At 67.4% G+C, this 23,495-nt stretch carries 18 protein-coding genes; 13 read left to right on the top strand and 5 right to left on the bottom strand.

Going from position 1 to position 23,495, the window contains the following annotated elements; translation table 11 throughout:
- Positions 1 to 138: 138 nt before the first annotated feature.
- The 3 genes from GNX71_RS30410 to GNX71_RS30400 all read left to right on the top strand — a co-directional run bounded on the left by GNX71_RS30410 (position 139) and on the right by GNX71_RS30400 (position 2,847).
- Positions 139 to 1,410 (top strand): Glu/Leu/Phe/Val dehydrogenase, encoded by a 1,272-nt coding sequence (locus tag GNX71_RS30410; protein ID WP_176661906.1) that lies wholly within the window; start codon positions 139 to 141, stop codon positions 1,408 to 1,410.
- A gap of 36 nt (positions 1,411 to 1,446) precedes the next feature.
- Entirely contained in the window at positions 1,447 to 2,100 is a 654-nt protein-coding gene (locus GNX71_RS30405; protein WP_206175864.1) for a nucleoside/nucleotide kinase family protein, read from the top strand.
- Between the two features lie 84 nt (positions 2,101 to 2,184).
- A complete protein-coding gene (locus GNX71_RS30400) occupies positions 2,185 to 2,847 on the top strand; it encodes a DUF2242 domain-containing protein (protein WP_206175863.1) in 663 nt (220 codons plus the stop codon).
- A 9-nt stretch (positions 2,848 to 2,856) separates the two neighbouring features.
- Here GNX71_RS30400 and rocF read toward each other — a convergent pair whose 3' ends face one another.
- Positions 2,857 to 3,768 carry an arginase gene (rocF, locus tag GNX71_RS30395; RefSeq protein WP_206175862.1) on the bottom strand — a complete coding sequence of 304 codons (912 nt, stop codon included), beginning with the start codon at positions 3,766 to 3,768 and terminating at the stop codon, positions 2,857 to 2,859.
- 46 nt (positions 3,769 to 3,814) lie between these two features.
- Positions 3,815 to 5,869, bottom strand: coding sequence for a prolyl oligopeptidase family serine peptidase (locus GNX71_RS30390; RefSeq protein WP_206175861.1), 2,055 nt, complete (start codon positions 5,867 to 5,869; stop codon positions 3,815 to 3,817).
- Between the two features lie 177 nt (positions 5,870 to 6,046).
- Between GNX71_RS30390 and GNX71_RS30385 the strand changes: the two genes are divergently transcribed.
- From GNX71_RS30385 to GNX71_RS30360, 6 genes are all read left to right on the top strand, one after another.
- Positions 6,047 to 7,744, top strand: coding sequence for a wax ester/triacylglycerol synthase family O-acyltransferase (locus tag GNX71_RS30385; protein WP_206175860.1), 1,698 nt, complete (start codon positions 6,047 to 6,049; stop codon positions 7,742 to 7,744).
- A gap of 137 nt (positions 7,745 to 7,881) precedes the next feature.
- On the top strand, positions 7,882 to 8,433 hold the full coding sequence (locus tag GNX71_RS30380; protein WP_206175859.1) for a hypothetical protein: 552 nt from the start codon (positions 7,882 to 7,884) through the stop codon (positions 8,431 to 8,433).
- Positions 8,434 to 8,486: 53 nt separating this feature from the next.
- Entirely contained in the window at positions 8,487 to 8,984 is a 498-nt protein-coding gene (locus tag GNX71_RS30375) for a phasin family protein (RefSeq protein WP_206175858.1), read from the top strand.
- Between the two features lie 22 nt (positions 8,985 to 9,006).
- Positions 9,007 to 9,642, top strand: coding sequence for a TetR/AcrR family transcriptional regulator (locus GNX71_RS30370; RefSeq protein ID WP_206175857.1), 636 nt, complete (start codon positions 9,007 to 9,009; stop codon positions 9,640 to 9,642).
- A gap of 86 nt (positions 9,643 to 9,728) precedes the next feature.
- A complete protein-coding gene (locus tag GNX71_RS30365; RefSeq protein ID WP_206175856.1) occupies positions 9,729 to 10,502 on the top strand; it encodes an alpha/beta fold hydrolase in 774 nt (257 codons plus the stop codon).
- A gap of 102 nt (positions 10,503 to 10,604) precedes the next feature.
- On the top strand, positions 10,605 to 11,249 hold the full coding sequence (locus GNX71_RS30360; protein WP_206175855.1) for a hypothetical protein: 645 nt from the start codon (positions 10,605 to 10,607) through the stop codon (positions 11,247 to 11,249).
- 1 nt (position 11,250) lies between these two features.
- Here GNX71_RS30360 and GNX71_RS30355 read toward each other — a convergent pair whose 3' ends face one another.
- The 3 genes from GNX71_RS30355 to GNX71_RS30345 form a co-directional block, all read right to left on the bottom strand.
- On the bottom strand, positions 11,251 to 14,469 hold the full coding sequence (locus GNX71_RS30355; RefSeq protein WP_206175854.1) for a cytochrome P450: 3,219 nt from the start codon (positions 14,467 to 14,469) through the stop codon (positions 11,251 to 11,253).
- A gap of 140 nt (positions 14,470 to 14,609) precedes the next feature.
- The gene (locus GNX71_RS30350; RefSeq protein ID WP_206175853.1) at positions 14,610 to 15,866 is read right to left on the bottom strand and encodes a branched-chain amino acid ABC transporter substrate-binding protein; all 1,257 of its coding nucleotides are present in this window, start codon (positions 15,864 to 15,866) and stop codon (positions 14,610 to 14,612) included.
- Between the two features lie 22 nt (positions 15,867 to 15,888).
- Positions 15,889 to 16,587 (bottom strand): TetR/AcrR family transcriptional regulator, encoded by a 699-nt coding sequence (locus GNX71_RS30345; protein ID WP_206175852.1) that lies wholly within the window; start codon positions 16,585 to 16,587, stop codon positions 15,889 to 15,891.
- Between the two features lie 86 nt (positions 16,588 to 16,673).
- Between GNX71_RS30345 and GNX71_RS30340 the strand changes: the two genes are divergently transcribed.
- The 4 genes from GNX71_RS30340 to GNX71_RS30325 all read left to right on the top strand — a co-directional run bounded on the left by GNX71_RS30340 (position 16,674) and on the right by GNX71_RS30325 (position 23,481).
- Complete coding sequence (locus GNX71_RS30340) at positions 16,674 to 18,287, top strand: AMP-binding protein (RefSeq protein WP_206175851.1); 1,614 nt, start codon at positions 16,674 to 16,676, stop codon at positions 18,285 to 18,287.
- 10 nt (positions 18,288 to 18,297) lie between these two features.
- The gene (locus GNX71_RS30335; RefSeq protein WP_206175850.1) at positions 18,298 to 21,591 is read left to right on the top strand and encodes a carboxyl transferase domain-containing protein; all 3,294 of its coding nucleotides are present in this window, start codon (positions 18,298 to 18,300) and stop codon (positions 21,589 to 21,591) included.
- A gap of 65 nt (positions 21,592 to 21,656) precedes the next feature.
- Complete coding sequence (locus GNX71_RS30330; protein WP_206175849.1) at positions 21,657 to 22,976, top strand: SGNH/GDSL hydrolase family protein; 1,320 nt, start codon at positions 21,657 to 21,659, stop codon at positions 22,974 to 22,976.
- Positions 22,977 to 23,106: 130 nt separating this feature from the next.
- The gene (locus GNX71_RS30325; protein ID WP_206175848.1) at positions 23,107 to 23,481 is read left to right on the top strand and encodes a YXWGXW repeat-containing protein; all 375 of its coding nucleotides are present in this window, start codon (positions 23,107 to 23,109) and stop codon (positions 23,479 to 23,481) included.
- Positions 23,482 to 23,495: the final 14 nt, after the last annotated feature.

The raw sequence follows: 23,495 nt of genomic DNA, 5'->3' as shown, positions 1-23,495 counted from the left end.
ATCCGCGCGGCGGGCGCCCGAACAACGCCGCATAACGTCTCTTGCATAACCGTCAGCGCGGCGCGCATAAGCCATGGCGCGACCGGCGCGAGAGGTCTATCGTTGCGGCCACCTCAGTTCCAATCCAAGGGATCTCTCATGAGTGAAAAACTCTCCTTCGTCTCCCCCACAGCCAACAGCCCGTGGGGAACGTACCTCTCCCAGGTCGACCGTGTCGTGCCGTACCTCGGCCCGCTGGCCCGCTGGGTCGAAACCCTCAAGCGCCCCAAGCGCGCGCTGATCGTGGACGTGCCGATCGAAATGGACGACGGCACCATCGCCCACTTCGAGGGCTACCGCGTGCAGCACAACATGAGCCGCGGCCCGGGCAAGGGCGGCGTGCGCTTCCACCCCGACGTCACGCTCGAGGAAGTGATGGCCCTGTCGGCCTGGATGACCATCAAGACCGCAGCCGTCAACCTGCCCTACGGCGGCGCCAAGGGCGGCATCCGCGTCGATCCGAAGAAGCTCTCGCTGCAGGAGCTGGAGAAGATCACCCGCCGCTACACCAGCGAGATCGGCATCATCATCGGCCCGCACACCGACATTCCCGCGCCCGACGTCAACACCAACGGCCAGATCATGGCGTGGATGATGGACACCTACTCGATGAACGTCGGCGGCACCGCCACCGGCGTCGTCACCGGCAAGCCGCTGCACCTGGGCGGGTCGCTCGGCCGCGTCAAGGCCACCGGCCGCGGCGTGTTCGTCACCGGCCGTGAAGCGGCGCGGCGCCTGGGCATGGACCTGCGCGGTGCGCGCATCGCGGTGCAGGGCTTCGGCAACGTGGGCTCGGTCGCGGCCGAACTCTTCGCCGAAGCGGGCGCCAAGATCGTGGCGGTGCAGGACCACACCGGCACCATCGTCAACACCAACGGCCTCGATCTCGCGACGCTGATTCCCATCGCCAACAAGGACGGCGTGATCGCCTTCAAGGGCGGCGACGTGGTGCCCAACGAAGCCTTCTGGGACACGGCCTGCGACATCCTGATCCCGGCCGCCCTCGAAGGCCAGATCACCGCCGAGCGCGCGCAGAAAACGACGGCCAAGCTGGTGCTCGAAGGCGCCAACGGCCCCACGGTGCCCACGGCCGACGACATCCTCGCCGAGCGCGGCGTGCTGGTGGTGCCCGACGTGATCTGCAACGCCGGCGGCGTGACGGTGAGCTACTTCGAATGGGTGCAGGACTTCTCGTCCTTCTTCTGGGACGAGGACGAGATCAACGTGCGCCTGGACCGCATCATGATGAACGCCCTCAACCAGATCTGGGACACGGCCGACAAGCACAAGATCACGCTGCGCACTGCCACCTACGCGGTGGCTTGCGAGCGGATCCTGATGGCGCGTCAGGAGCGCGGCCTGTACCCCTGATGTTTTTTTGACGCGCGGGGACGCTACGCTCGAGGGATGAGTTCCATCCCCGTGCAGAAACTTCCTCCCGTTCCTGCAGACGGCCTTGCCCGTCTGCAGGCCCTCATGGCCAGCGGGCAGCGCAAGCTGCTGGGGCTGGTCGGTGCGCCGGGTGCCGGCAAGTCCACGCTGGCGCTGGCAATGCGCCAGGCCGTGGGTGCCGACCGCGCCCAGGTCGTCCCCATGGACGGCTTCCACCTGGCCAATGTCGAGCTGCAACGGCTCGGCCGGGCCGACCGCAAGGGCGCGCCGGACACCTTCGACAGCGCCGGCTACGTCGCCCTGCTGCAGCGGCTGCGCAACCAGCGCCCCGACGGCGACATCGTCTACGCCCCCGAATTCCGCCGCGAGATCGAGGAGCCGATTGCCGGCGCCATCGCGGTGCTGCCCTCGACGCAGCTCGTCATCACCGAAGGCAATTACCTGCTGCACGACGTCGGTCCCTGGGCCGGTGCGGCGGCGATGCTCGACGAGTGCTGGTACGTCGACATCGACGACGCGGTGCGCGAGCAGCGCCTGGTGCAGCGCCACCAGCAGTTCGGCCGCAGCGCCGAAGCTGCGCGCGACTGGGTGGCCGGCACCGATGCGCCCAATGCGCGGCTGATCGCGGCCACGAAGGCGCGGGCGCATCACGTGCTGATGTGGTCCTGAAAATAATCCGCCGCCAGGGAACGCCGGCGCGTCGCCACGCTCGAAGCCTTGCCGGCGGAGGCGCCGGTTAGCATTCGCCGCGCCATGCCGTCCCACTTCACTTCCTTTTCTTCCTCTTCCCTTCGCACGCCGGTCCTCGTCCTGGGGCTTTTGTCCGCCCTGGTGCTCGCCGGCTGCGGCAGCGCCTCGCGGCGCGTGTCGTACGAGCCGGAGGAGTTCGACTCCACCACCACCCACACGCGCAACTACGCCGCCACCGAGGCCCAGACCTGCGAGGCCGCACGGCGCGCGCTGCTGAGCCAGGGCTACATGGTCACCGCGGCCAATGCCGACCTGGTGACCGGGCGCAAGAGCTTCCAGCCGGCGGCCGAGGTGCATGTCGAGGTCGAGTTCCGCGTGGTCTGTGCGCGCGAGGGCGGCAAGTCCGGCAAGCAGAGCACCGTGGCTTTCGCAACCGCGCTGCAGGACCGCTACGGCATCAAGAAGGTCAACAACTCGGCCAGCGTGGGCGTGGGCGCGATCGGCTCGCTCTCGCTGCCGTTCTCGGGCAGCGACGATGCGATGGTCAAGGTGGCGAGCGAGACGCTGACCGACGAACGTTTCTACGACCGCTTCTTCACGCTGCTCGACCGCTTCCTCGAAGGCGGCGGCGCCGATGCTCCGCCCGACATGCCGGCCGAAGCGCCTGCCACGCCGCCCGCACCTGCAACCAGCTTCCCGGTCGCCCCGTCGCCGAACCGCGGCTGAGCGCGCGGCCTACCGCACCAGCGTCGACTTGCCGAACAGGCTCTCGATCAGCTCCACCGCGATTTCCGCGGTCTGGTTGCGCACGTCGAGCGCGGGGTTGAGTTCCACCACGTCGAGCGAACACAGCCGCCCGGTGTCGGAGATCATCTCCATGCACAACTGCATCTCGCGGTAGGTCGGGCCGCCGCGCACGCCGGTGCCCACGCCGGGCGCGATGTTGGGGTCGAGGCAGTCGAGGTCGAAGCTCACATGCAGGTGGGTGTCTTCGTCCACGTCCTGCAGCGCCTCGGTCATGGTGGTGCGCATGCCGTGCTCGTCGATGTGGCGCATGTCGAACACGTTCAGGCCGAAGGCGCGAATGGCTTCCTTCTCGGCGCTGTCGACGCTGCGGATGCCGATGAAGCGGATCGCCTCGTGCGCCAGCGCCGCGGGCTCGCCGCTCCAGCCCGTCAGCTCCGCCGGTCCGTGGCCCAGCAGGCACGAGACCGGCATGCCGTGCAGGTTGCCGCTGGGGCTCGTGGTTTCGGTGTTGACGTCCGAGTGCGCATCGAGCCACAGCACGCGCAGCTTCTTGCCGCGCTTGCGCGCATGCCACGCCACCGCGCTGATCGAGCCGATGGCCAGGCAGTGGTCGCCGCCCATCATCAGCGGCACGTGGTTCAGGCCGAGCGCTGCATCGACGGCGTTGTAGACCGAGCGGTTCCAGGCGATCACCTCCGTGAGGTGGCGCAGGCCGTTGGCCGGCGGCGCCCAGGGCGTGGCCGGGCCGGCAAGGTTGCCGCGGTCGATGACCATGAAGCCCTGCTTGGCGAGCGCCTCGGCCACGCCGGCCACGCGCAGCGCATCGGGCCCCATGCCGGCGCCGCGGACGCTGGCGCCGATGTCGGTCGGCGCGCCGATCAGTTCGAGGGTGGTGTTCATCGGGTGATCTCCGTGCTTCGTGCTGCGTTCGGGCCGGCCCGGCGGCTCATGCCGTCTTGCCGATGTGTTGCCACAGATACGCATAGCCGAGCGCATCCATGAAAGCGGACTCCTTGTTGTCCGAGGCCGCGCTGTGTCCGCCCTCCATGTTCTCGTAGAAGCTGGTGTCGTGGCCCTGCGCGGCGAGCTTCGCGTGCATCTTGCGCGCATGCACCGGGCCCACGCGGTCGTCGCGGGTCGAGGTGGTGAAGAGCGCGGGCGGATAGCTCTGGCCGGCCTTCGCGTTCTCGTAGGGCGAGAAGGTGCGGATGAAGGCCCACTCCTCGGGCTGGTCCGGGTCGCCGTACTCCGCGATCCATGAAGCGCCGGCCGACAGGTGCGTGTAGCGCTGCATGTCGAGCAGCGCCACCTCGCTCACGATCGCGCCGTAGAGCTGCGGGTACAGCGTGAGCATGTTGCCCATCAGGAGGCCGCCGTTGCTGCCGCCCATGGCGCCGAGGTGCGCGGGCGAGGTGATCCTGCGTGCGATCAGGTCTTCGGACACGGCCGCAAAGTCCTCGCAGGTGCGCAGCCGGTTCTCCTGCAGCGCGGCCTGGTGCCAGCGCGGGCCGTACTCGCCGCCGCCGCGGATGTTGGCGATGACGTAGACGCCGCCCTGTTCGAGCCACGCGCGGCCGATGCTGCCGCTGTAGCTCGGCTGCAGCGAGATCTCGAAGCCGCCGTAGGCGTACTGCAGCGTGGGGTTCGTGCCGTCGGCCTTCAGGTCCTTGGGCGCGATCTCGAAGTAGGGCACGCGCGTGCCGTCCTTGGACACCGCGAAATGCTGGCTCACGGTGTAGCGCGATGCGTCGAAGAAGCCGGGGCTGTCCTTCAGCACCTCGGGTTCGCCCTGGCCGATGGTGCCGATGTAGAGCGTGGTCGGCTGAAGGAATCCGCTCACGGTGAGGAAGTAGTCGTCGTTCTCGTCCTCGTCGATGCCGCCGGCTGCGATGGTCGAGAGCGCGGGCGCGCCTCCGAGGCTCTCGCGCTTCCACGGGCCGCCGTCCTGCGGCGTGAGCACTTCGAGCTTGTTCACCACGTCGTGCATCACATTGAGGATCAGGTGGTGGCGCGTCCACGAATGGCTGTCGAGCGCCGTCGTGTCGTCGGGCTCGAACAGCACGGTGAGCTCGCGCTTGCCCGCCATGTAGTCGTCGAACTTCGCGGCCAGCAGCGAGCCGGACCTGTAGGTCGCGCCGCCCACGGTCCAGTCCTCGCGCGGCTCGATGAGCATCCACTCGCGGCGGATGTCGGTGTTGGAGTCGTCGGGCACGTCGATCTTGGTGAGCGTGCCGGTCGTGCCGCGCAGCCAGGTCTCGCTTTCGTAGAAGTCGATCTGGCGCGAGACGAAGTCGCGTTCGAAGCCGGGCGTGTTGTCGCGGTAGGCGCTCACGGACATGTCCTCGTGCGCGCCTTCGTACACCGTGACGGCGCTCGCGAGCGGCGTGCCGCGCTTCCATTCCTTCACGATGCGCGGATAGCTCGAGCTGGTCATCGAGCCGGGGCCGAAATCGGTGGCCACGTAGAGGTGGTCGATGTCTTTCCAGCCCACATGGTTCTTCGCCTCGGGAAGCGTGAAGCCGCCTTCGACGAAGGTCTTGCTGTGCAGGTCGAACTCGCGCACCACGTCGGCATCGGCGCCGCCGCGCGAGAGCGAGACGAGGCAGCGTTGGTAGTCGGGCTCCAGGCAGTCGGCGCCGTGCCACACCCAGTTCTCCTTGTCGGCCGCGGCGAGGGCGTCGATGTCGATCACGGTTTCCCACGCGGGCTGGGGCTTGCGGTACTCGGTGAGCGTGGTGCGGCGCCAGAGGCCCTTGGGGTGGTCCTTGTCGCGCCAGAAGTTGTAGAAGTTCGGACCGATCTTGCGGACCATCGGAATCCGGTCGTCCGAGTCGAGCACTTCGAGGATGCCCGCTTCGAGCGCCTTGAAGGCGGGCGACCGTGCATACGTCTGCACGGTCTTCGCGTTCTCCTTGCGGGCCCAGTCGAGCTGGGCGTCGCCGTCGATGTCTTCGAGCCAGAGGTGGTCGTCTTGCGGGGTCGGGGAGGGGGTGGACGTCATGGCCGCAGTGTACGAAGCCCTCGTGAAAAAGGCGCTGCGAGCGGTTGTTGCGGCCGCAGCCACTTTTTCATTACTCGGGAAAACCTCGGTGGAAACACTGAAGCAGGCGGGGCCCACGAACGCCATGTGCGGGGTATCCTGCCGAACGGCGCATGCCCCACCAAGGAGACACAACACATGAAACACCTGAGCGGACTTGATGCCACCTTCCTGCACCTGGAAACGCCCGAGATGCCGATGCACGTGGGCTCGCTGAATGTGCTGGACCTGCCCAAGGGCTACAAGGGCGACTTCTACGAGGATGCCAAGCAGTTCATGGCCAGCCGCATCCACCTGGCCGACGTGTTCACGCGCAAGCTCGCGCTCATGCCCTTCGACATGTCGAACCCGGTGTGGGTGGAGGACGAGGACATCGACCTCGACTACCACGTGCGCCACATCACGCTGCCCAAGCCCGGCACCAACCGCCAGTTGCAGCAGTACGTGGCGCGGCTGCATTCCACGCTCATCGACCGCAGCCGACCGATGTGGGAGTTCTTCATCATCGATGGCTTGAAGAGCGGCCAGGTGGCGCTCTACACCAAGGTGCACCACGCGGGCATCGACGGGCAGGCCGGCGTGGAAGTGGGCAAGGCCATCTTCGACCTGGAGGCCACGGGCCGCGTGGTGAAGCCGCCGCGCTCGCGCCCGCGCGCCCACAACTACCAGCTCGGCATGGCCGAACTGGCGACCGCCGCGCTGCGCAACACGGCGCAGCAGTACGTCAAGCTCTTCAAGATGGCGCCCGCCATCGCGCGGGCCATCAGCGGCCTCGCCAAGCCCGACGAAAAAGCCGCCGAGAAGGCCACGGCCACCGCACCGAAAAAGTTCAACCTCTTCGCGCCGCGCACCTCGCTGAACGTGTCGATCACCAACCAGCGCACCTTCGCCGGCCGCACCATCTCGCTGGCCGAGACCAAGTACATCGCCAAGCATTTCGGCGTGTCGCTCAACGACGTGGTCATGGCCACCGTGGCCGGTGCGCTGCGCCACTACCTGGCCGACAACAACGAGCTGCCTGCCAAGCCGCTGGTGGCCGGCGTGCCGGTGAGCCTGCGCGAAGCGGGCGACGACACGGCCAACAACCAGGCCAGCATGATCCTGGTGAGCCTGGCGACCGACATCACCGATCCGATCCAGCGGCTGAAGGCGATCAATGCCTCGTCGAACAGCTCCAAGTCGACGATGAACCGCTTCAAGGCGGTGATCCTCGATGACTTCCCGACCTTCGCCGCGCCCTGGCTGGTGTCGGGCATCGCCTCGATGGTGGGCCGCTCGGGTCTGGTGAACCTCTTGCCGCCAGCGGCCAACGTGGCCATCTCCAACGTGGCGGGCGCGCCGTTCCCGATGTACTTCGCGGGCGCGCTCGTCACCTGCTACTACCCGGTGTCGATCGCCAGCCACGGCACCGCGCTCAACGTGACGGTGCAGAGCTACAACGGCCGCATGGACTACGGCCTGATCGCCTGCCGCCGCGCGGTGCCCGACATCACCGAGATCGGCGACTACATGCTGGCCGAGCACAAGCTCCTGATGGACCTGACGCAGAAGCACCCGTCCGCCGCCGGCGTCACGGCGCCCAAGCCCGCGCCCGTTGCGGCCCATGCGCCGGACGTCGAGGAGGACGCGCCCGTCGCGAAGAAGCCGGCAGCGCGCAAGAAGGCGCCGGTAAGCGCGGCCGGCAAGAAGTCCGCGCCGGTCAAGGCCGCGGCCAAGAAGGCCCCGGCGAAGAAGGCGGGCAAGGCGACACCCATCAAGACGACCACCGCCAAGCCCGTAGCCCGAAAGGCCGCACCGGCCAAGCGGGCCGGTGCCTCCAGGGCGGCCGCGGCATGATCAAGAGGCCTTGGGCCCGAAAATTGGGGCAGTTGGACTAGTTTTCCGACCGTTCTAGTTTTGCAGGCCTAGGCCCTTCGGAAGAAGATTGGCCCATCGCATCCAGCGACCCATTCAACTTCAAGGAAATCTTCATCATGTCCACGCAAACCACCCTCGCTTCCGCAGCCATCCACGTCGTCGGCCAATACAACGACGCGGGCAAGACCCTGGTCGGCGCCTACCGCACCGGCGTGCATCGCCTCCTGGGCGGCGCCGCTACGCGCTACAGCAACTTCCTGGGCAGCCGCCAGATTCCGCTGGTGAGCGAACAGATCAAGGCCAACCTGATCGGCGCGCAAGAGAAGGTCAATGGCTTCCTGGCCAACCGCCTGGACATCGACACCAGCCGCATCGTCTCGGTGATGGACCGCGTTGCAGCCGGCACCACCAGCGGCATCGAAACCGTCGCCGGCCGAGTGGCCCGCGTCGAATCGCCGGTTGCCACCTCGGTGCTGACCACGCTGAACGCCATCAACCAGCCGATCGCCACCGTCTCGGTGCAGATCGCCGACCGCATCGCCGCCGGCGCCAAGCAAATCGAAACCCGCGTGGCCGGCGAAGCCGCCAAGCCCGTGCGCACCGTGAAGGCCAAGGCCCCCGTGGCCAAGAAGCCGATCCGCCGCGCTGCCGCCCGCAAGGCAGCCTGACCCCCGAGGCGCTCTGCGCCTCTTTTTCCTTCTGCTATCTGGAGCACTGCTGAATGGCGACCCGCACTGAAGAAACTGCAAAGTTGAAGAAGAAGGCGACGCCTGCAAAGAAAGCTCCAGCCAAAGCTCCGGCTGCAAAGAAAGCCGCGGCACCCCGCAAGGCGGCGCCTGCTGCGAAGAAGGCAGCGGCACCCGCACCCGGCAAGGCCGAAGGCCTGCTGCGTGCCGGCCTCAAGGCGCTGGACAACGTGCGCAACGACGTCGCCAAGCGCCAGGCCAACGTGATCGAAGGCCTGCTCGGCATCGGGCAGGGCAAGGTCGATGCGGCGGCTGCCAAGGCCGCGCTCACCCGCGGCTTCCCGAGCCTCGACAGCTTCGGCATCCGCAAGTTCGAGGACGTGTTCGACCAGCGCGTCGCCACCGCCCTGCAACGCCTGGGCATGCCGAGCGCGGAAGAGGTGCAAGCCCTGCGCGAAGAGGTGGCGCAATTGCGTGAGCGCCTCGCACAACTCGAAGGCAGCGACAGCCCGCGCCGCAGCACCAAACGCTGAGCGACGACAACGCAACCCGGTTGTGGCCAGCTCCAACACCACGCGCGATCGCATCCTGCAGACCAGCCTTGCGCTGTTCAACGCGGAGGGCCTTGCGGCCGTGTCGACGCACAAGATCGCCGCCGAGCTTGGCATGAGCCCGGGCAACCTGCACTACCACTTCAAGGCCAAGCAGCTGATCGTCGAGTGGCTGTTCCGGCGCTTCGAGCAGCGGCTCGAAACGCTCAACGGCTCCTCGCCGTCGATCACGGCCATCGACGACCTCTGGCTCGCGCTGCACCTGCGCTTCGAGGCCATCGACGAATACCGCTTCATCTACCGCGACATGGCCTTCCTGGCCAGCGAGTACCCGGCCCTGGGCCAGCGCGCGCAGGCACTCACCGCGCAGAACCTGCTCGCCGCGCAGACGCTGTGCGAAGGGCTGGTGGCATCGGGCGTGATCGAGACCAGCGCCGAGCAGGCGCGCATCCTCGCGTTGCAGATGGTGTTCACCACCACCTGCTGGCTGTCGTTCGAGCGGCTGGTGCCGGGGCGCGATGCCCTGGCGCAGGCCGATCCCGGTTTGGCGGCTTTCTACACGCTCACCCTGGTTTCTCCGTATGTTTCCAGCGAATCGAGGGCTTACCTCGATTACCTGAGGGGCAAATACCTCGGATAAATGACGATGTCGTCCGACGGGAGAGTGCAACCATGGCCCCTCATGCTCGTCTTATAAAAGAGAAAACCCGAAAGGAAGCCGCCTCCATGACCACTGCCACCCACGATCACATCGCGCCGCCCTCGCGCCTGCTGCTGCTGGCCGAAGCTCGCGCCCTCTGGGAAACGGGCGCCGGCATCGCCATGTGGCCATTGCTGCAACTCACGCCGCGCGGCGACGGGCACCCGGTGCTCGTGCTGCCGGGCCTGGTGGCGAGCGATGTTTCCACCCTGCTGCTGCGCCGCTACCTGACGAGCCGCGGCTACGACGCCCACGGCTGGGGCCTCGGCCGCAACCTCGGTCCGCGCGAAGGCGTGGAAGACGGCATGGTCGACCTGCTCAAGACCCTGAACGACAAGAGCGGCCAGAAGGTCAGCGTGATCGGCTGGAGCCTCGGCGGCGTCTATGCGCGGCTGCTGGCTTCGGCCCATTCGGGCCTGATCCGCAACGTCATCACGCTGGGCAGCCCGTTCTCCGGCAGCCCGCGTGCAACCAACGCATGGCGCGTGTACGAGGGCGTGAGCGGCCAGAGCTCGCACGACCCGCGCCGCATGAAGTTCGTGGAGCCCACGCCGCCCGTGCCGACCACCTCGATCTTCAGCCGCACCGACGGCGTCGTCGCCTGGCGCTGCAGCCTCGAGAAGACCGGCCCGCAGTCGGAGAACATCGAGGTGATGGCGAGCCACCTGGGGCTCGGCGCGCACCCGGCGGTGCTCTATGCGGTGGCCGACCGGCTGGCGCAGCCCGAGGGCCAGTGGAAGCCCTTCAATCGCGGGTTGCTGGGCCCGCTGGTCTATCCCGATCCCGACCGCGACCTGTAAGTCAGTTGATCTCCAGAAGCCGGCAGTCGCCGGCTTTTTTATTTCGACCCATGACTTCTTGCACTTGTTGCGCCGTGGGGCCGTCCGAACAATCCGGACACCATGAAGCCGAACCCACCCCGGATCTATCCGCGCATCAAGCCTGCCAGCTTTCTCGATACGGTCCAGCCGATGCTCGACCGCATCGAGGCAGAGGGCGGCAACCGGGAGGCGCAGACACCTGTGGCCCATCGGCTCGCCGGAGATGCGGGGCTGCTGGTGACCTATGCCATCGACGAACCGGCCCAGCCGGTCCCGCTCACGCAGGAGCGCATGGACGAACTGGGTCTGGACGCACAGGAACTCCACGAACTGGCAGTCGAGAACCTGATCCGCCAGGCGGGGTCGAGCATCGGCGCGCAAGACCTCGTCATGTACAAGGCCCTGGTGGCGGGCAATGCTTTCGAAGCCTCCACGCTGCTGCTGCCCGGTGTCTGGGAAAGGCTGTCGGAAGGGTTCGAAGGCGAACTGCTCGCGGTCGTGCCGAGCCGGAACACGGTCTACTTCATGGACAGCGGTGCCCAGCGCCAGCTCGCGGGACAGCAGCTCACGGCCCGGACGATGCTCGACCTCATGTGCGCGACCGCGGCCGACATCAAGGTGCAGGCCCGGGAGCACGGCCTCTCGGACAAGGTGATCGCGCTCACGCCGGACGGCTGGCAGATCCGCGGCACCTTCCAGGACCACGCCGCGGCGCTGGGCGCCTAGTTCAAGTCCCCGCCCACACGTCCAGCACATAGCGCTGGTTGGCAATCATCTTGTCCATCCAGACGTTGCTGTCGTGGCCGTGCTCGCGCGCGATGTCGGTCAGCGTGCGCCGCACATCGGGCTCCATGCGCGAGCCGTCGCCGCACACGTAGATCACGCCGCCCGCTTCGAGCAGCTTCCACACGGCCGCGGCCTGCTCGCGGATCAGGTCCTGCACATACACCTTGCGTTCGCCCGAGCGGGAGAACGCGGTGTGCAGCTTCATCAGGCCGCGGTGCGACCAGGCCTGCAGTTCTTCGGCATAGATGAAATCCTGCTCCGGATGCCGGCAGCCGAAGAACAGCATCGCCTCGCCCAGCGCCTCGCCGCGCTCGACCTTCGCCGCGCGCTCCTGCAGGAAGCCGCGGAACGGTGCGAGGCCGGTGCCGGGGCCGATCATGATCAGCGGACGGTTGGCGTCTTCCGGCAGGCGGAAGCCCTCGGCCGTGGTCTCGCGGATCACGCCGTGCACCGTGTCGCCCGCCTCGGCGCGCGCGAGGTAGTTGGAGCACACGCCCTCGAAGGTGCCGTTGCCCGAGAGCGCGGGCTCGCTCACCACGCCCACGGTCACGCTGCATCGGCCCGGCGTCATCGAAGGCGACGACGAGATCGAGTAGTAGCGCGGCGACAGCGGCGACAGCATTTCGAGGAACACCGCGAACGGCACCTGGCAGGCGCGGTGTTCTTCGAGTAGTTCGAGCAGCGACTTGCGCTTGTGCAGCACCTCGGCCTTGTACGCGGCCTGCGAGGCTTCGTCGCTGCCCGAGAGCGCCACGAGCTTCGGCTTGGTGAAGGGGCACTCGGTGTAGGCCGCGAGCGTGGCGATCTGCTTGCGCGTGGCCACGTCCTGCAGTTCGACGTAGTCACCCAGCAGGCGATCGACCGCGATCACCTGGTCGACCGGCAGCGCAGTCTTGCGGCCCGGTACGGCCGAAAGGCGCACATGCGCCGAGCGGTCGAAGCCGAAGCGCGCCATCGCGCGCTCGACCTGCGCGGGGCCGTTGCGCGGCACCACGCTCAGGTGGTCGCCGGGCACGTAGTTCACACCCTCGGGCAGCATCAGCTCGACGTGGCGCGTGGAGCGGCTGCTCCCGGCATCGCTGCCGGGGCTTTGCAGTTCGCGGTTCTCGACGACGCGTAAGGCGACGGCGCCCAGCGCATCGACCAGCGCGTTCTTCTGCGGCGGCGGCAGTTCCTCGAGCGTGTAGAGCGGCTCGGCCTCGGCCGGCGTGTCGGCGCCGGCCTTGATGCCGAAGGCCTTCACCAGTTCGGGCCAGAGCGCATCGCTCCAGTCCTGGAAGGCGCCGTCCATGTCCTCGCGCGCATCGCCTTCGCCGCGCGGATGTACGCGGGTGGCGCCCAGCGTTTCGAGCCGCTCGTCGATGCGGCGTGGTACGGCCTGGTAGGTGGCGGCCCAGTCGGTGTTGCCGCAGCCGAACACGCTGAAGCGCACGCCGTTGAGCGCGTCGTCGGCCTTGTCGAGCCAACGATGGAACTCGGCCGCGTTGTCGGGTGCCACGCCGTTGTAGGAGGCGCAGACGATGGCCACGGCGCCATTGGCCGGCAGCCGCTCGGCGTAGTCGTCGAGCGAGGCCACCTGCGTGGAGAAGCCACGCAGCTCGCCGGCCTCGGCCAGTTGCCGCGCAAGGTCTTCGGCGGTGCCGAGGTTGGAGCCCTGCAGCACCAGCAGCGAGGTGCCGTGGCGTGCCGCCTGGGGCTTGCGTGCAACGGGTTTGGCGGGCGCGTCCGGCGTGGCGGTCGCTTCGCCGTTGCTGCGCGGGCGCGAGGCCGGGTCGCGCAAGAGCGCCTTGATCTTGAAGTTCTCCGGCTTGATCGTCAGCGCTTCCTTGATCTTGAGCTTGTAGCCCGTGTGATCGACCAGGTTGAAGCGCTGCAGGATCATGCCCAGCGTGAGCACCGCCTCCTGCAGCGCGAACTGCCGCCCGATGCAGGCGCGCTGCCCGTTGCCGAAGGGCTTGAAGGCGTTCACCGGCCGCTCGCGCTCGGCTTCGCGGCTGAAGTTGTCGGGGTCGAACTGGTCGGCGTTCTCGCCCCAGATGCCTTTGTCACGATGCAGCGCGAGCGCATGCATGATGATCATGTTGTTCTTCTTGATCGTGTACTGGCCGCCGATGGTCGTGTCTTCCTTCGCACGCATCGAGATCGCGGGTGCGGTCGGGAACATGCGCAGCGACTCCTTGAGCACCTGCATCACGTACTGCAGGCGGTTGACCTGCGCATAGGTGGGCTTCTGCGAGGTGTCGCCGCCGAACACGCTGTCGACCTCGGCCTGCGCCTTGGCCATCGCCTCGGGGTTGTTCAGGAGGAAGTAGATCGCGAACGAGAGCAGGCCGCTGGTGGTCTCGTGGCCCGCGATGAGGAATTCGATGCACTCGTCGCGGATCATCTTGTCGGTGAGCTGCTCGCCGCTCTTCTTGTCCACGCCCGCGATCATGTAGCTCAGGAGGTCGGGCTTGGTGGCGATGTCGGCACCGCTCGCGCGCCGCTCCTCGATGATGTCTTCCACCATCTTGTGCATGTAGCGGATGTCCTTGCGCTGCTGCGCGAGCTCCTTCTTGAGCATCAGCTCTTCGAGCGGCAGGCCGCGGCGGTTCTGCACCGTCTCCAGCGTGCGCACCATCGCATCGACGAAAGGGTGGAAGCCCTCGCGGTAGAACGAGTTGAAGCGGTAGCCGAAGCCGCACAGGCCGATGGTGTCCAGCGTGAGCGCGGTCATGTCGCGCACCACGTCCACCTCTTCGTCGAAGTTCAGCCGCTCCCACTTGGTGACCAGCTGCCCGGCGATGTCCAGCATCATCGGGTGGTAGGCCTGCATCGCGCGCTGGCTGAAGTTGGCCAGGAGGATGTTGTGCGGCTTGGACCAGGTCTCCTCGTGCGTGTCGGAGGTGAACAGGCCGTGCGACGCGGCGCGCAGCCGCCGCAACGCGCCGCGCGTGCTCTTGTCGAAGCGGGGCTCGTCGCAGAGTTCGTCCACCAGCGCGGGCGACGAGACCACGATCACCGGCATGCCCGGCATGTCGAGCCAGTAGATGCCGCCCAGGTCCTGCGCGATCTTCCACATGTCGAGCACGGGAGAGTCGGAGCCGATCGACAGCAGGTTGCCGACGAAGGGTTTCTTTGCCGGATGCGGGATCGGATAGAGCGAGTTTTTGCCTGCCATTTGGTGTTGTGCCTTTGGAGTGGACCCGCTTCGGAAAGCCGTGAGGTATCACCCGGAGTATCCCGATGGCACAGGGGGCAGGCAGGACGGGGTTTCCCCTAGAAATCGCTCGCGTCCCTCATGTGTTCACCAAGGATTGCTCAGGGCCGGACCATCTTGCACTCCGTGCCCTGCGCCAGCTCGTTGCCGGTGTAGACCGCATCGGTGCGAAAACCATAGTTCGTACCTTCCCAGCCCAGCTTGACCGTCTTGCCGTCCACCGGCGCGATGGTGTTCACCACCTGTGGCAGCAGCAGCTGGTGGTCTTCGGCGCGCATGCGCACCGGGCCGACCACCGAATCGAAGCTCAGGTCTTCGAGCGCGCGAGCCACCTTCACCGTGTCGGCGCTGCCGGCCTTGTTGATGGCGGCGGCCAGGAGGCGCGGCGTCATGTCGATGCGCGGCGCGAGAAAGTCCTTGCCCGTCTTGGCCTTGTAGGCCTTGGCGAGCGCATCGGCCTTCGGCGTGTCGGCTTCGCCCGGATGCCACTCGGCCACCCAGGTCAACTGCCCTGTCTTCGCCTGCGACACTGCCGTGACCGTGCCCGGCACCGAGCCCGCGCTGTGGTTGAAGTAGCGCAGGTTGTAGCCGGCATCGCCCGCGGCCTTGAGCAGCAGCGTCATGTCCTGCCCCCAGTTGCCGGTGATGACCGAGTCGGCACCGCTCTGGCGGACGTTGGCGATGTAGGGCGCGAAGTCCTTCACGCGGCCGATGGGATGCAGCGCCTCGCCCACGAACTGCACGTCGGGCCGCGCGAGGCCGACCATCTGCCGGCCGTAGCTCGCCCACTGCTTGCCGTGCGCGTAGTCCTGGTTGAGCAGGTAGACCTTCTTCACATCGGGCGTCTTCTTGATGTAGTTGGCCAGCGCCTTCATCTTCATCGCGGTGTTGGCTTCGGTCTGGAAGTGCCAGAAGCTGCAGCCCTTGCCGGTCATCTCGGGGTCGATGGAGGAGTGGTTCAGCACGATGAGCTCCTTGCCCGGGTTGCGCTGGTTCCAGCGCGCCACCGACTGCACCAGCGCCGTGACCACCGACGAGCCCGAGCCGCCCGTCACGATGGCCTTCGCGCCCTGGTCGATGGCGGCCTGCAGCGCGCTCTGGCTCTCCTGCGCCGAGAGCTTGCTGTCGAACTGCAGCAACTGCAGCCTGGTGCCGCCGAGCACGCCGCCCTTGGCGTTGATGTCCTCGATGGCGTACTGCGTGTGCATCAGCATCAGCTCGCCGACATTGGCGAACGGGCCCGAGAGCGGATCGATGTAGGCGATCTTGTAGGTCGGCTGCTGCGCGTGCGCGGCGCCCGCGATGCAAAGCAGGCAGGCAAGGGCGATCCGCGCCGAGGGCGCCTTCTTGAGCTTCATGGTGTCTCCGGAGGTTGGGTAATCAGTCTTTGGCGCGCAGCCCGATCACGCGGCTCGCGAGCTTCGTGAGTTCGGCCACCACCTCGTCGGGCGAGAGCCGTCCGCCGGGGCGGTACCAGCTGTACAGGAAGCCCGGCAGGCTGCAGGCCGCGAGCGCGGTGATCTTGGTCTCGCCGAAGTCGAGGTCGCCATCGCGTCGCGCCTCTTCGAGCAGCGGGCACAAGAGGTCGTAGAAGTGGTGCGCGAGCTTCTTCTGCGCCGCGATGTACTCGGGCCGGTACACCTGCGGCTCGCGGTACGGAAAGAAGGCGACCGGGTGGTGCGCGATGGTCGCGCGGATCAGCCGCTCGATGCCCTCGAGCACCTTCTCGCTCGCGCGGCGCGGGTCGTCGGCTGCGAAGTCGAGTGCGGTGAAGCAGTCGACCGCGGGGCGCCACGACAACGTCTCGAAGATCTCCTGCTTGTCGCGGAAGTAGTAGTACACGAAGGGCTTGGTCACGCCGAGCGCGCGGACGATCTGCGCCATCGTGGTGTTGGCGTAGCCCTGCGCGGCGAAGAGCTGCGCGGCCGCCTGCAGGATGCGCTCGCGCTGCGCATCGGTGCTCTGCGTGGCCGCGCGCTGGCGGCCCGTGCCTTGCGGCAGGTGCGGTTGCGCCGTAGCAGCCGTCGGCTGCTTGTCGGACCCAGAGGGTTTGTGCCGTGTCGCGGAAGTTATACCCATGGGTAGGATTGTTCGTGCACCATGCACCCATTGGCAAGCGCCCGCCCCTTGCAGGCGGCTATCGATAACCCTGAGAAAGAGACGCCATGGAGACACTGCCCGACCGCCCGCAACAGCCTTTGCACGAATACCTGCGCACCCACGCGCGCGAGCGCGGCGACCGCGCCGCCTGCATCTGGTACGGCCACGCGATGAGCTGGGCCGAACTCGACCGCGCGAGCGATGCATTCGCGGCGCGGCTGCAGGCCCTTGGTGTGAAGAAGGGCGAGCCGGTGGTGCTCTTTCTCAACAACTGCCCGCAGTACCTGGTCGCGCACTTCGGCATCCAGAAGATCGGCGCCATCGTCTGCCCGAGCGGCCCGCTCAACAAGGAGCACGAACTGGCCTACCAGGTCAACGACCTGAAGGCGCGCGTGATCGTCGCGGCCGCATCGCTCCTGCCGGTGGTGCGCAAGGTGCAGCCCGAGAGTGCGCTCGCGCATGTGTTCGTGGTGCACTACGCCGACCTGCTGCCCGCGCCGGCCGCGCTCGACCTGCCGCCGGAACTCGCCGCCGAGCAGAAGGCGCAGCGCAGCGTGCCGCCCGATTGCGAAGACTTTCTTGCGGTGATGAAGTCCGATGCGAAGCCGGAGTCCGTGGCCATCGACATGGACGACGTTGCGCTCATGACCTACACCTCGGGCACCACGGGCCTCCCCAAGGGCGCGATGCTGAGCTACGGCAATGCGCTCTTCAAGACGCGCGCCGCAGCCGACTGCAACGGCGTGGGACCGCGTGACGTGCTGCTCTCCATCGCGCCGCTGTATCACATCGCCGGCATGCTGATGGGCGTGAACGTGCCGGTGCTCAGCGGCGCCACCTCGGTGCTGATGCACCGCTTCGATTCGCGCACGGTGCTGCAGGCCATCGCCACCTACAAGGTGAGCTGGTGGTACAGCATCGCACCGATGAACGTGGCGTGCATGCAGGTACCCGACGTCGCGGGCTTCGACCTGTCGAGCCTGAAGATGAACCCGGTGACCAGTTTCGGCATCACCTTCACCGAGCCGCTCGCTGCGCAGTGGCGCTCGCATGCCGGCAACTGCACCTCGTTCGAGGCGGCCTACGGGCTGAGCGAGACCCATACCTGCGACACCTACACGCCGCACCATGCGCCCCGTTGGGGCACGCAGGGCATCGCGGTGCCGGGGGTGACGATCCGCATCGTCGACGCCGACACGGGCGCCGACATGCCCACCGGCGAGGTGGGCGAGATCGTGCTCACCAGCCCGGGCTCCTTCAAGGGCTACTGGAACAAGGCCGAGGCCACCGCGGCCACATTGCGCCATGGCTGGGTGCATACCGGCGACATGGGCAAGCTCGATGCCGACGGGTATCTCACCTTCATCGGCCGCTTCAAGGAAATGATCAAGGTCTCGGGCTACAGCGTGTTCCCGGAAGAGGTCGAGACCATCCTCATCAAGCATCCCGCCGTGGCGCAGGCCGCGGTGATCGCACAGCCCGATGCCGAGAAGGGCGAGGTCGTGAAGGCGTTCATCGTGCGCAAGCCGAATGCGGAACTCGATGCCGACGCGCTCATCGCCTGGTCGCGCGACAACATGGCGAGCTACAAGGCGCCGCGTGCGGTGAGCTTCATCGACGCGTTGCCCACGACGGGCGCCGGCAAGGTGCTGCGCCGGTTGCTCAAAGACAAGAACTGAAAGACATCGCGTGTTCTCCAAAGTTTTGATTGCCAACCGCGGCGAGATCGCCGTGCGGCTGGTGCGCGCATTGCGCGACCTCGGTATCGCCAGCGTGGCGGTGCATGCACGCGACGATGCGTCGGCGCTTCATGTGCAGCTGGCCGATGTGGCGGTGGCGCTCGATGCGACCGGGCCGTCTGCGTATCTCGACGTGATCGCGCTGATCGCGGTCGCGAAGGCGCAAGGCTGCGATGCGGTGCATCCCGGCTACGGCTTCCTGAGCGAGCGTGCGGATTTCGCGCAGGCCTGCGCGGATGCGGAGCTGGTCTTCATCGGGCCGACGCCCGAACAGCTGGGCCTGTTCGGCGACAAGGCGCGTGCACGCGAACTCGCCACGCAATGCGACGTGCCCGTGATGCCCGGCAGCGCAGGCGCCGTGACGCTCGCAGAGGCGCAGGCCTTCTTCGCCGAGCAGCATGCACAAGGCGCGGGTGTGATGGTCAAGGCCATCGGCGGCGGCGGCGGGCGCGGCATGCGTGCGGTGCTGAATGCCGAGGAGCTGCCCGAGGCGCATGCGCGCTGCATGTCCGAGGCCAAGGCGGCCTTCGGCATCGAGGGCGTGTATGTCGAGCGGCTGATGCGGAACGCCCGACACATCGAGGTGCAGGTGCTGGGCGACGGGCAAGCCGTGGCGAGCCTCGGCGAGCGTGAATGCACCTTGCAGCGGCGCTTCCAGAAGCTGGTGGAGATCGCGCCCAGTCCGTCGCTGCCCGAGGCGTTGCGCGTGCAGGTCACGCAGGCTGCGCTGCGCATGGCGAAGACGGTCGGCTATCGCGGGCTCGGCACTTTCGAATTTCTTGTCGATGCAGCATCGGACACGCTGCCCTTCGTCTTCATCGAGGCGAATCCGCGCCTGCAGGTCGAGCACACGGTGACCGAAGCTGTCACGGGCCTCGACCTGGTGCAGTTGCAGATTTCAGTTGCGGCTGGCGAGTCGTTGGACGCACTGGGCATCGAGGCCGATCGCACGGCGCCGCAGCGCGGCTTCGCGGTGCAGTGGCGCATCAACGCCGAGACGCTCGATGCACAGGGCAATGCGTGGCCGTCGAGTGGAGCGCTCGCGCGCTTCGACCTGCCGAGCGGGCCGGGTGTACGTGTCGATACGCACGGCTATGCGGGCCTTGCGCCTTCGCCGCACTACGACGCACTGCTCGCCAAGCTGATCGTGCATTCGCCGTCGCCGAAATTTGCCGACGCGCTGCGACGTTCGCTGCGCGCGCTGGACGAATGCCGCATCGACGGTATCGCGACGAATCTCGCGCTGCTGCGCGCCATTGCCGCGCGGCCCGAGTTCGCGACGCAGGCGGTGCATACGCGCTTCGTCGAGGCGCATCTGGGTGATCTGCTGGCGGCAGCGGCGTCGCTTCAAACGCATGCGAAGGCAATGGTTCCTGCCGTCGCGCAAGCGGCGACCTCCGTTGTCGATGAAGCAGACGAACTCACCGTCAAGGCCCCGATGCCCGCGAAGCTTGTGCAGTTCGAAGTGGCTGTCGGCGATGTGCTCCCCGCCGGCGCGCAGCTCGGCGTGCTCGAAGCCATGAAGATGGAGCACCTGCTGCATGCGCCCTTTACGGGCCGCGTGGTCGCGCTGCTTGCAGAGCCCGGTGACTACCTCGTCGAAGGCCAGTCGCTGGTGCGTCTGGAAGCCGTCGATGCGCAGGCTGTCGAAGCTGAAGCGCGCGCCGAGCACGACCTCGACGCGATTCGCCCCGACCTGCAGAAAGTGATCGACCGCCACGCACCCACGCTCGACGTCAATCGCAAACCAGCGGTCGACAAGCGCCACGCGCAGGGCGGCCGCACCGCACGCGAGAACATCGCAGACCTGTGCGACACCGCATCGGACCCCGGCAACTTCATCGAATACGGCGCACTCGCCATTGCTGCGCAAACGCGCCGCCGCACGCTCGAAGACCTGATCGCCAACACGCCGGCCGACGGCATGGTGACGGGCCTCGGCAGCATCAATGCGAAGCAGTTCGGCCCCGAGAAGTCGCGCTGCGCCGTGCTGGCCTACGACTACACGGTGCTCGCCGGCACGCAGGGCATGCGCAACCACCACAAGACCGACCGGCTGCTGGCGGTGGCGCATCAACTGCAGCTGCCGGTGGTGCTGTTCGCCGAAGGCGGAGGCGGACGGCCGGGTGACACCGACATGCCGATCGTTGCGGGCCTGAACAACCACACCTTCAGCCAGTTCGCCGCGCTCTCGGGCAAGGTGCCGGTGGTGGGCATCGTGCATGGCCGCTGCTTCGCGGGCAACGCCGCGCTGCTGGGCTGCGCGGACGTGATCATCGCCACGCGCGGCAGCAACATCGGCATGAGCGGGCCCGCGATGATCGAGGGCGGCGGGCTCGGCACCTTCGCACCGGAGCAGATCGGTCCGAGCAGCGTGCAGTCGCGCAACGGCGTGATCGACATCCTCGTGGAGGACGAAGCCGCCGCCGTTGCCGCGGCGAAGCAATACCTCTCGTACTTCCAGGGGCCGACAGCCGGCTGGCAGTGCGCCGACCCGCGCACGCTGCGCCACGTCGTGCCCGAGAACCGACTGCGCGTATACGACGTGCGCGCTGCAATGCGCGGCGTGGCCGACACGGGCTCGCTGCTCGAGTTGCGCGTGGGCTTCGGCGCGGGCATCGTCACCGCGCTCGCGCGCATCGAGGGCAAGCCGGTGGGTCTCATGGCCAACAACCCACATCACCTCGGCGGCGCGATCGACGTGGAAGCCGCCGACAAGTCCGCGCGCTTCATGCAGCTGTGCAATGCGCACGGGCTGCCCATCGTGTCGTTGTGCGACACGCCCGGCTTCATGGTCGGCCCCGAGATCGAGGCGCAGGCACAGGTGCGGCATGTGTGCCGCATGTTCATGGTGGCTTCGCACCTGCGCGTGCCTTTCTTCGCGGTCGTGCTGCGCAAGGGCTATGGCCTCGGCGCACAGGCGATGACGGCCGGTGGCTTCGATGCGCCGGTGTTCACCGTGGCCTGGCCCACGGGCGAGTTCGGCGCGATGGGGCTCGAAGGCGCGGTGCGCCTGGGCTTTCGCAAGGAACTCGCGGCGGTGCCTGAAGGCGTGGAGCGCGATGAGCTCTTCAAGAAGCTCGTGGCGCAGCAGTATGCGAACGGCGAGGCGATCCACATGGCGCAGACGCTGGAGATCGATGCGGTCATTGATCCGGCCGAAACCCGCACCTGGCTGGTGCGTGGGTTGGCGTCCGCCACGCGTGGTGTAGTACCTGTTTCTCCCTATGTAGACACTTGGTAACCACGCGCTAGACCCCGTCGCGCCAGAGGGCAAGGCGGCTCCGTAAACTGAGCCGCTTTGCACGCATGAACCTCGTTTCCCGCGGCCTGTCCCGCCTTCGCGAAGTGGCACTGGCACATTGGATCGCCGCGCTGTGCCTCGCCGTGTTGGCGGTCGGCGTGCAGGCCGTGCAGCCCGACCACCGTCCGAAGCAACCCGCCGACGCGCATTGGGTCGGCAGCTGGGCCGTGGCACCGCTGGACTTTCGCGAGCTGGCCGCGAACCCGGCCGTGGCGCACAAGCCCGTACCTGGCGGCGATCAATTCCGTGGGCAGACGCTGCGCCAGCAACTGGCGCCCACGCTCGGCGGCGAGCGCATTCGCATTCGCTTTTCCAACCGCTTCGGCAAGGCGCCGTTGCGCATCGCGGCAGCGAGCGTGGCGCGCAGCACGGGCGGTGATGCGATTTCTCCATCGACGTTGCGGGTGCTGCGCTTCGGCGGCCGCACGAGCCTCACCATCGCGCCCGGCGCGGAGGCCTGGAGCGATGGCGTCGATCTGAAGATCGAAGCGGGGCAAACGATGGCGGTCAGCGCTTTCTTCGACCGTGCGACGCCCTACGGCACGGTGCACCTGCTCTCCGTCGACACGAGCTGGGTCGCGACGGGCAATGCCGTGACGGCTTCGAAATTGCAGGGCGCGGCGACGCTGCCGCTGAACCACATCGTGACGGGCCTCGACGTACTCACCACGAAGTCCGTGCGCACCGTGGTCGCGTTCGGCGACTCGATCACCGCGGGCGGCGGCGAGTCCGGCGATGGCGCATACCCCGACATGCTGGCCACGCGCCTGCGCGACAGCCCGCAGGCGGCACACGAGGTGTCGGTGCTCAATGCCGGCATCGGCGGCAACCGCCTGCTGGTCGATGGCATCGGTCCCCACGGGCTCTCGCGTTTCGCGCGCGATGCATTGGGGCAGAGCGGCGTGACGCACACGATCGTGCTGCTGGGCACCAACGACATCGGCCGCAGCGTGTTCCTGGGAGTGCCGGGGAACCCGGACACGGTGCACGATCTTCCGACCGCCGAGCGCATCACCGATGGGCTGCAGCAACTGGTGAAGCAGGCGCGCGCCAAGGGCATCAAGGTGCTGCTCGGCACCGTGCCGCCGTTCGGGAATACGCCGTACTGGAACGAGGGCAACGAGGCCATGCGCACCACGGTCAACCGATGGATCCGCAGCCGCCAGGACGTCGATGGCGTGATCGATTTCGATGCCGCATTGCGCAACCCCGCAGACCCGCAGACCTTGAATCCGCAGTTCGACAACGGGGACCACCTGCATCCCAACAAGGCGGGCCACGCCGCGATGGCCGCGGCCATCGAACTGAAGGAATTGCAGGAGTGAGCGCTCGCGCGGCGTCGAAAGCGGCCCAAAGTTCGCGTCACAGCTTTACACAAGATTTCGCGTAAGGCTTACAGGCCCTTCACATAGGCTCATCAGCATGAAGGCTCCAACCACTCATGAGGAGCCCCCCATGAAAAAACTCGCAATCACCCTTTCCGTTGGCGCCGCTTCGCTGCTGTCGATGGGCGCTGCAATGACCATTCCCACGACGGCGCAAGCGCAGCCGGTGGTCATCCAGGTCGCACCGCCGCCGCCGCGTTCGGAGCGCGTGCCGCCGCCGCGCCGCGGCTATGTGTGGGCACCGGGTCACTACGAGTGGCGTGGTGGCCGCCACGTGTGGGTGCGCGGTGTCTATGTGCGCGCCCGTCCGGGCTACGCCTACCGCGCGCCGGAATGGCGTGAGAACAATGGCCGTTGGGAATACAACCGCGGCCGCTGGGACCGTGACGGCGATGGTGTGCCTGACCGCCGCGACAGCCGTCCCAACAACCCGAATCGCAACTGACGTTGCCCCCGGCG

The sequence above is a fragment of the Variovorax sp. RKNM96 genome (genome assembly GCF_017161115.1).
Classification (GTDB): Bacteria; Pseudomonadota; Gammaproteobacteria; order Burkholderiales; family Burkholderiaceae_C; genus Variovorax.
Note: the sequence above shows the minus strand (reverse complement) of the source record. Positions and strands in the feature narration are given on the sequence as shown.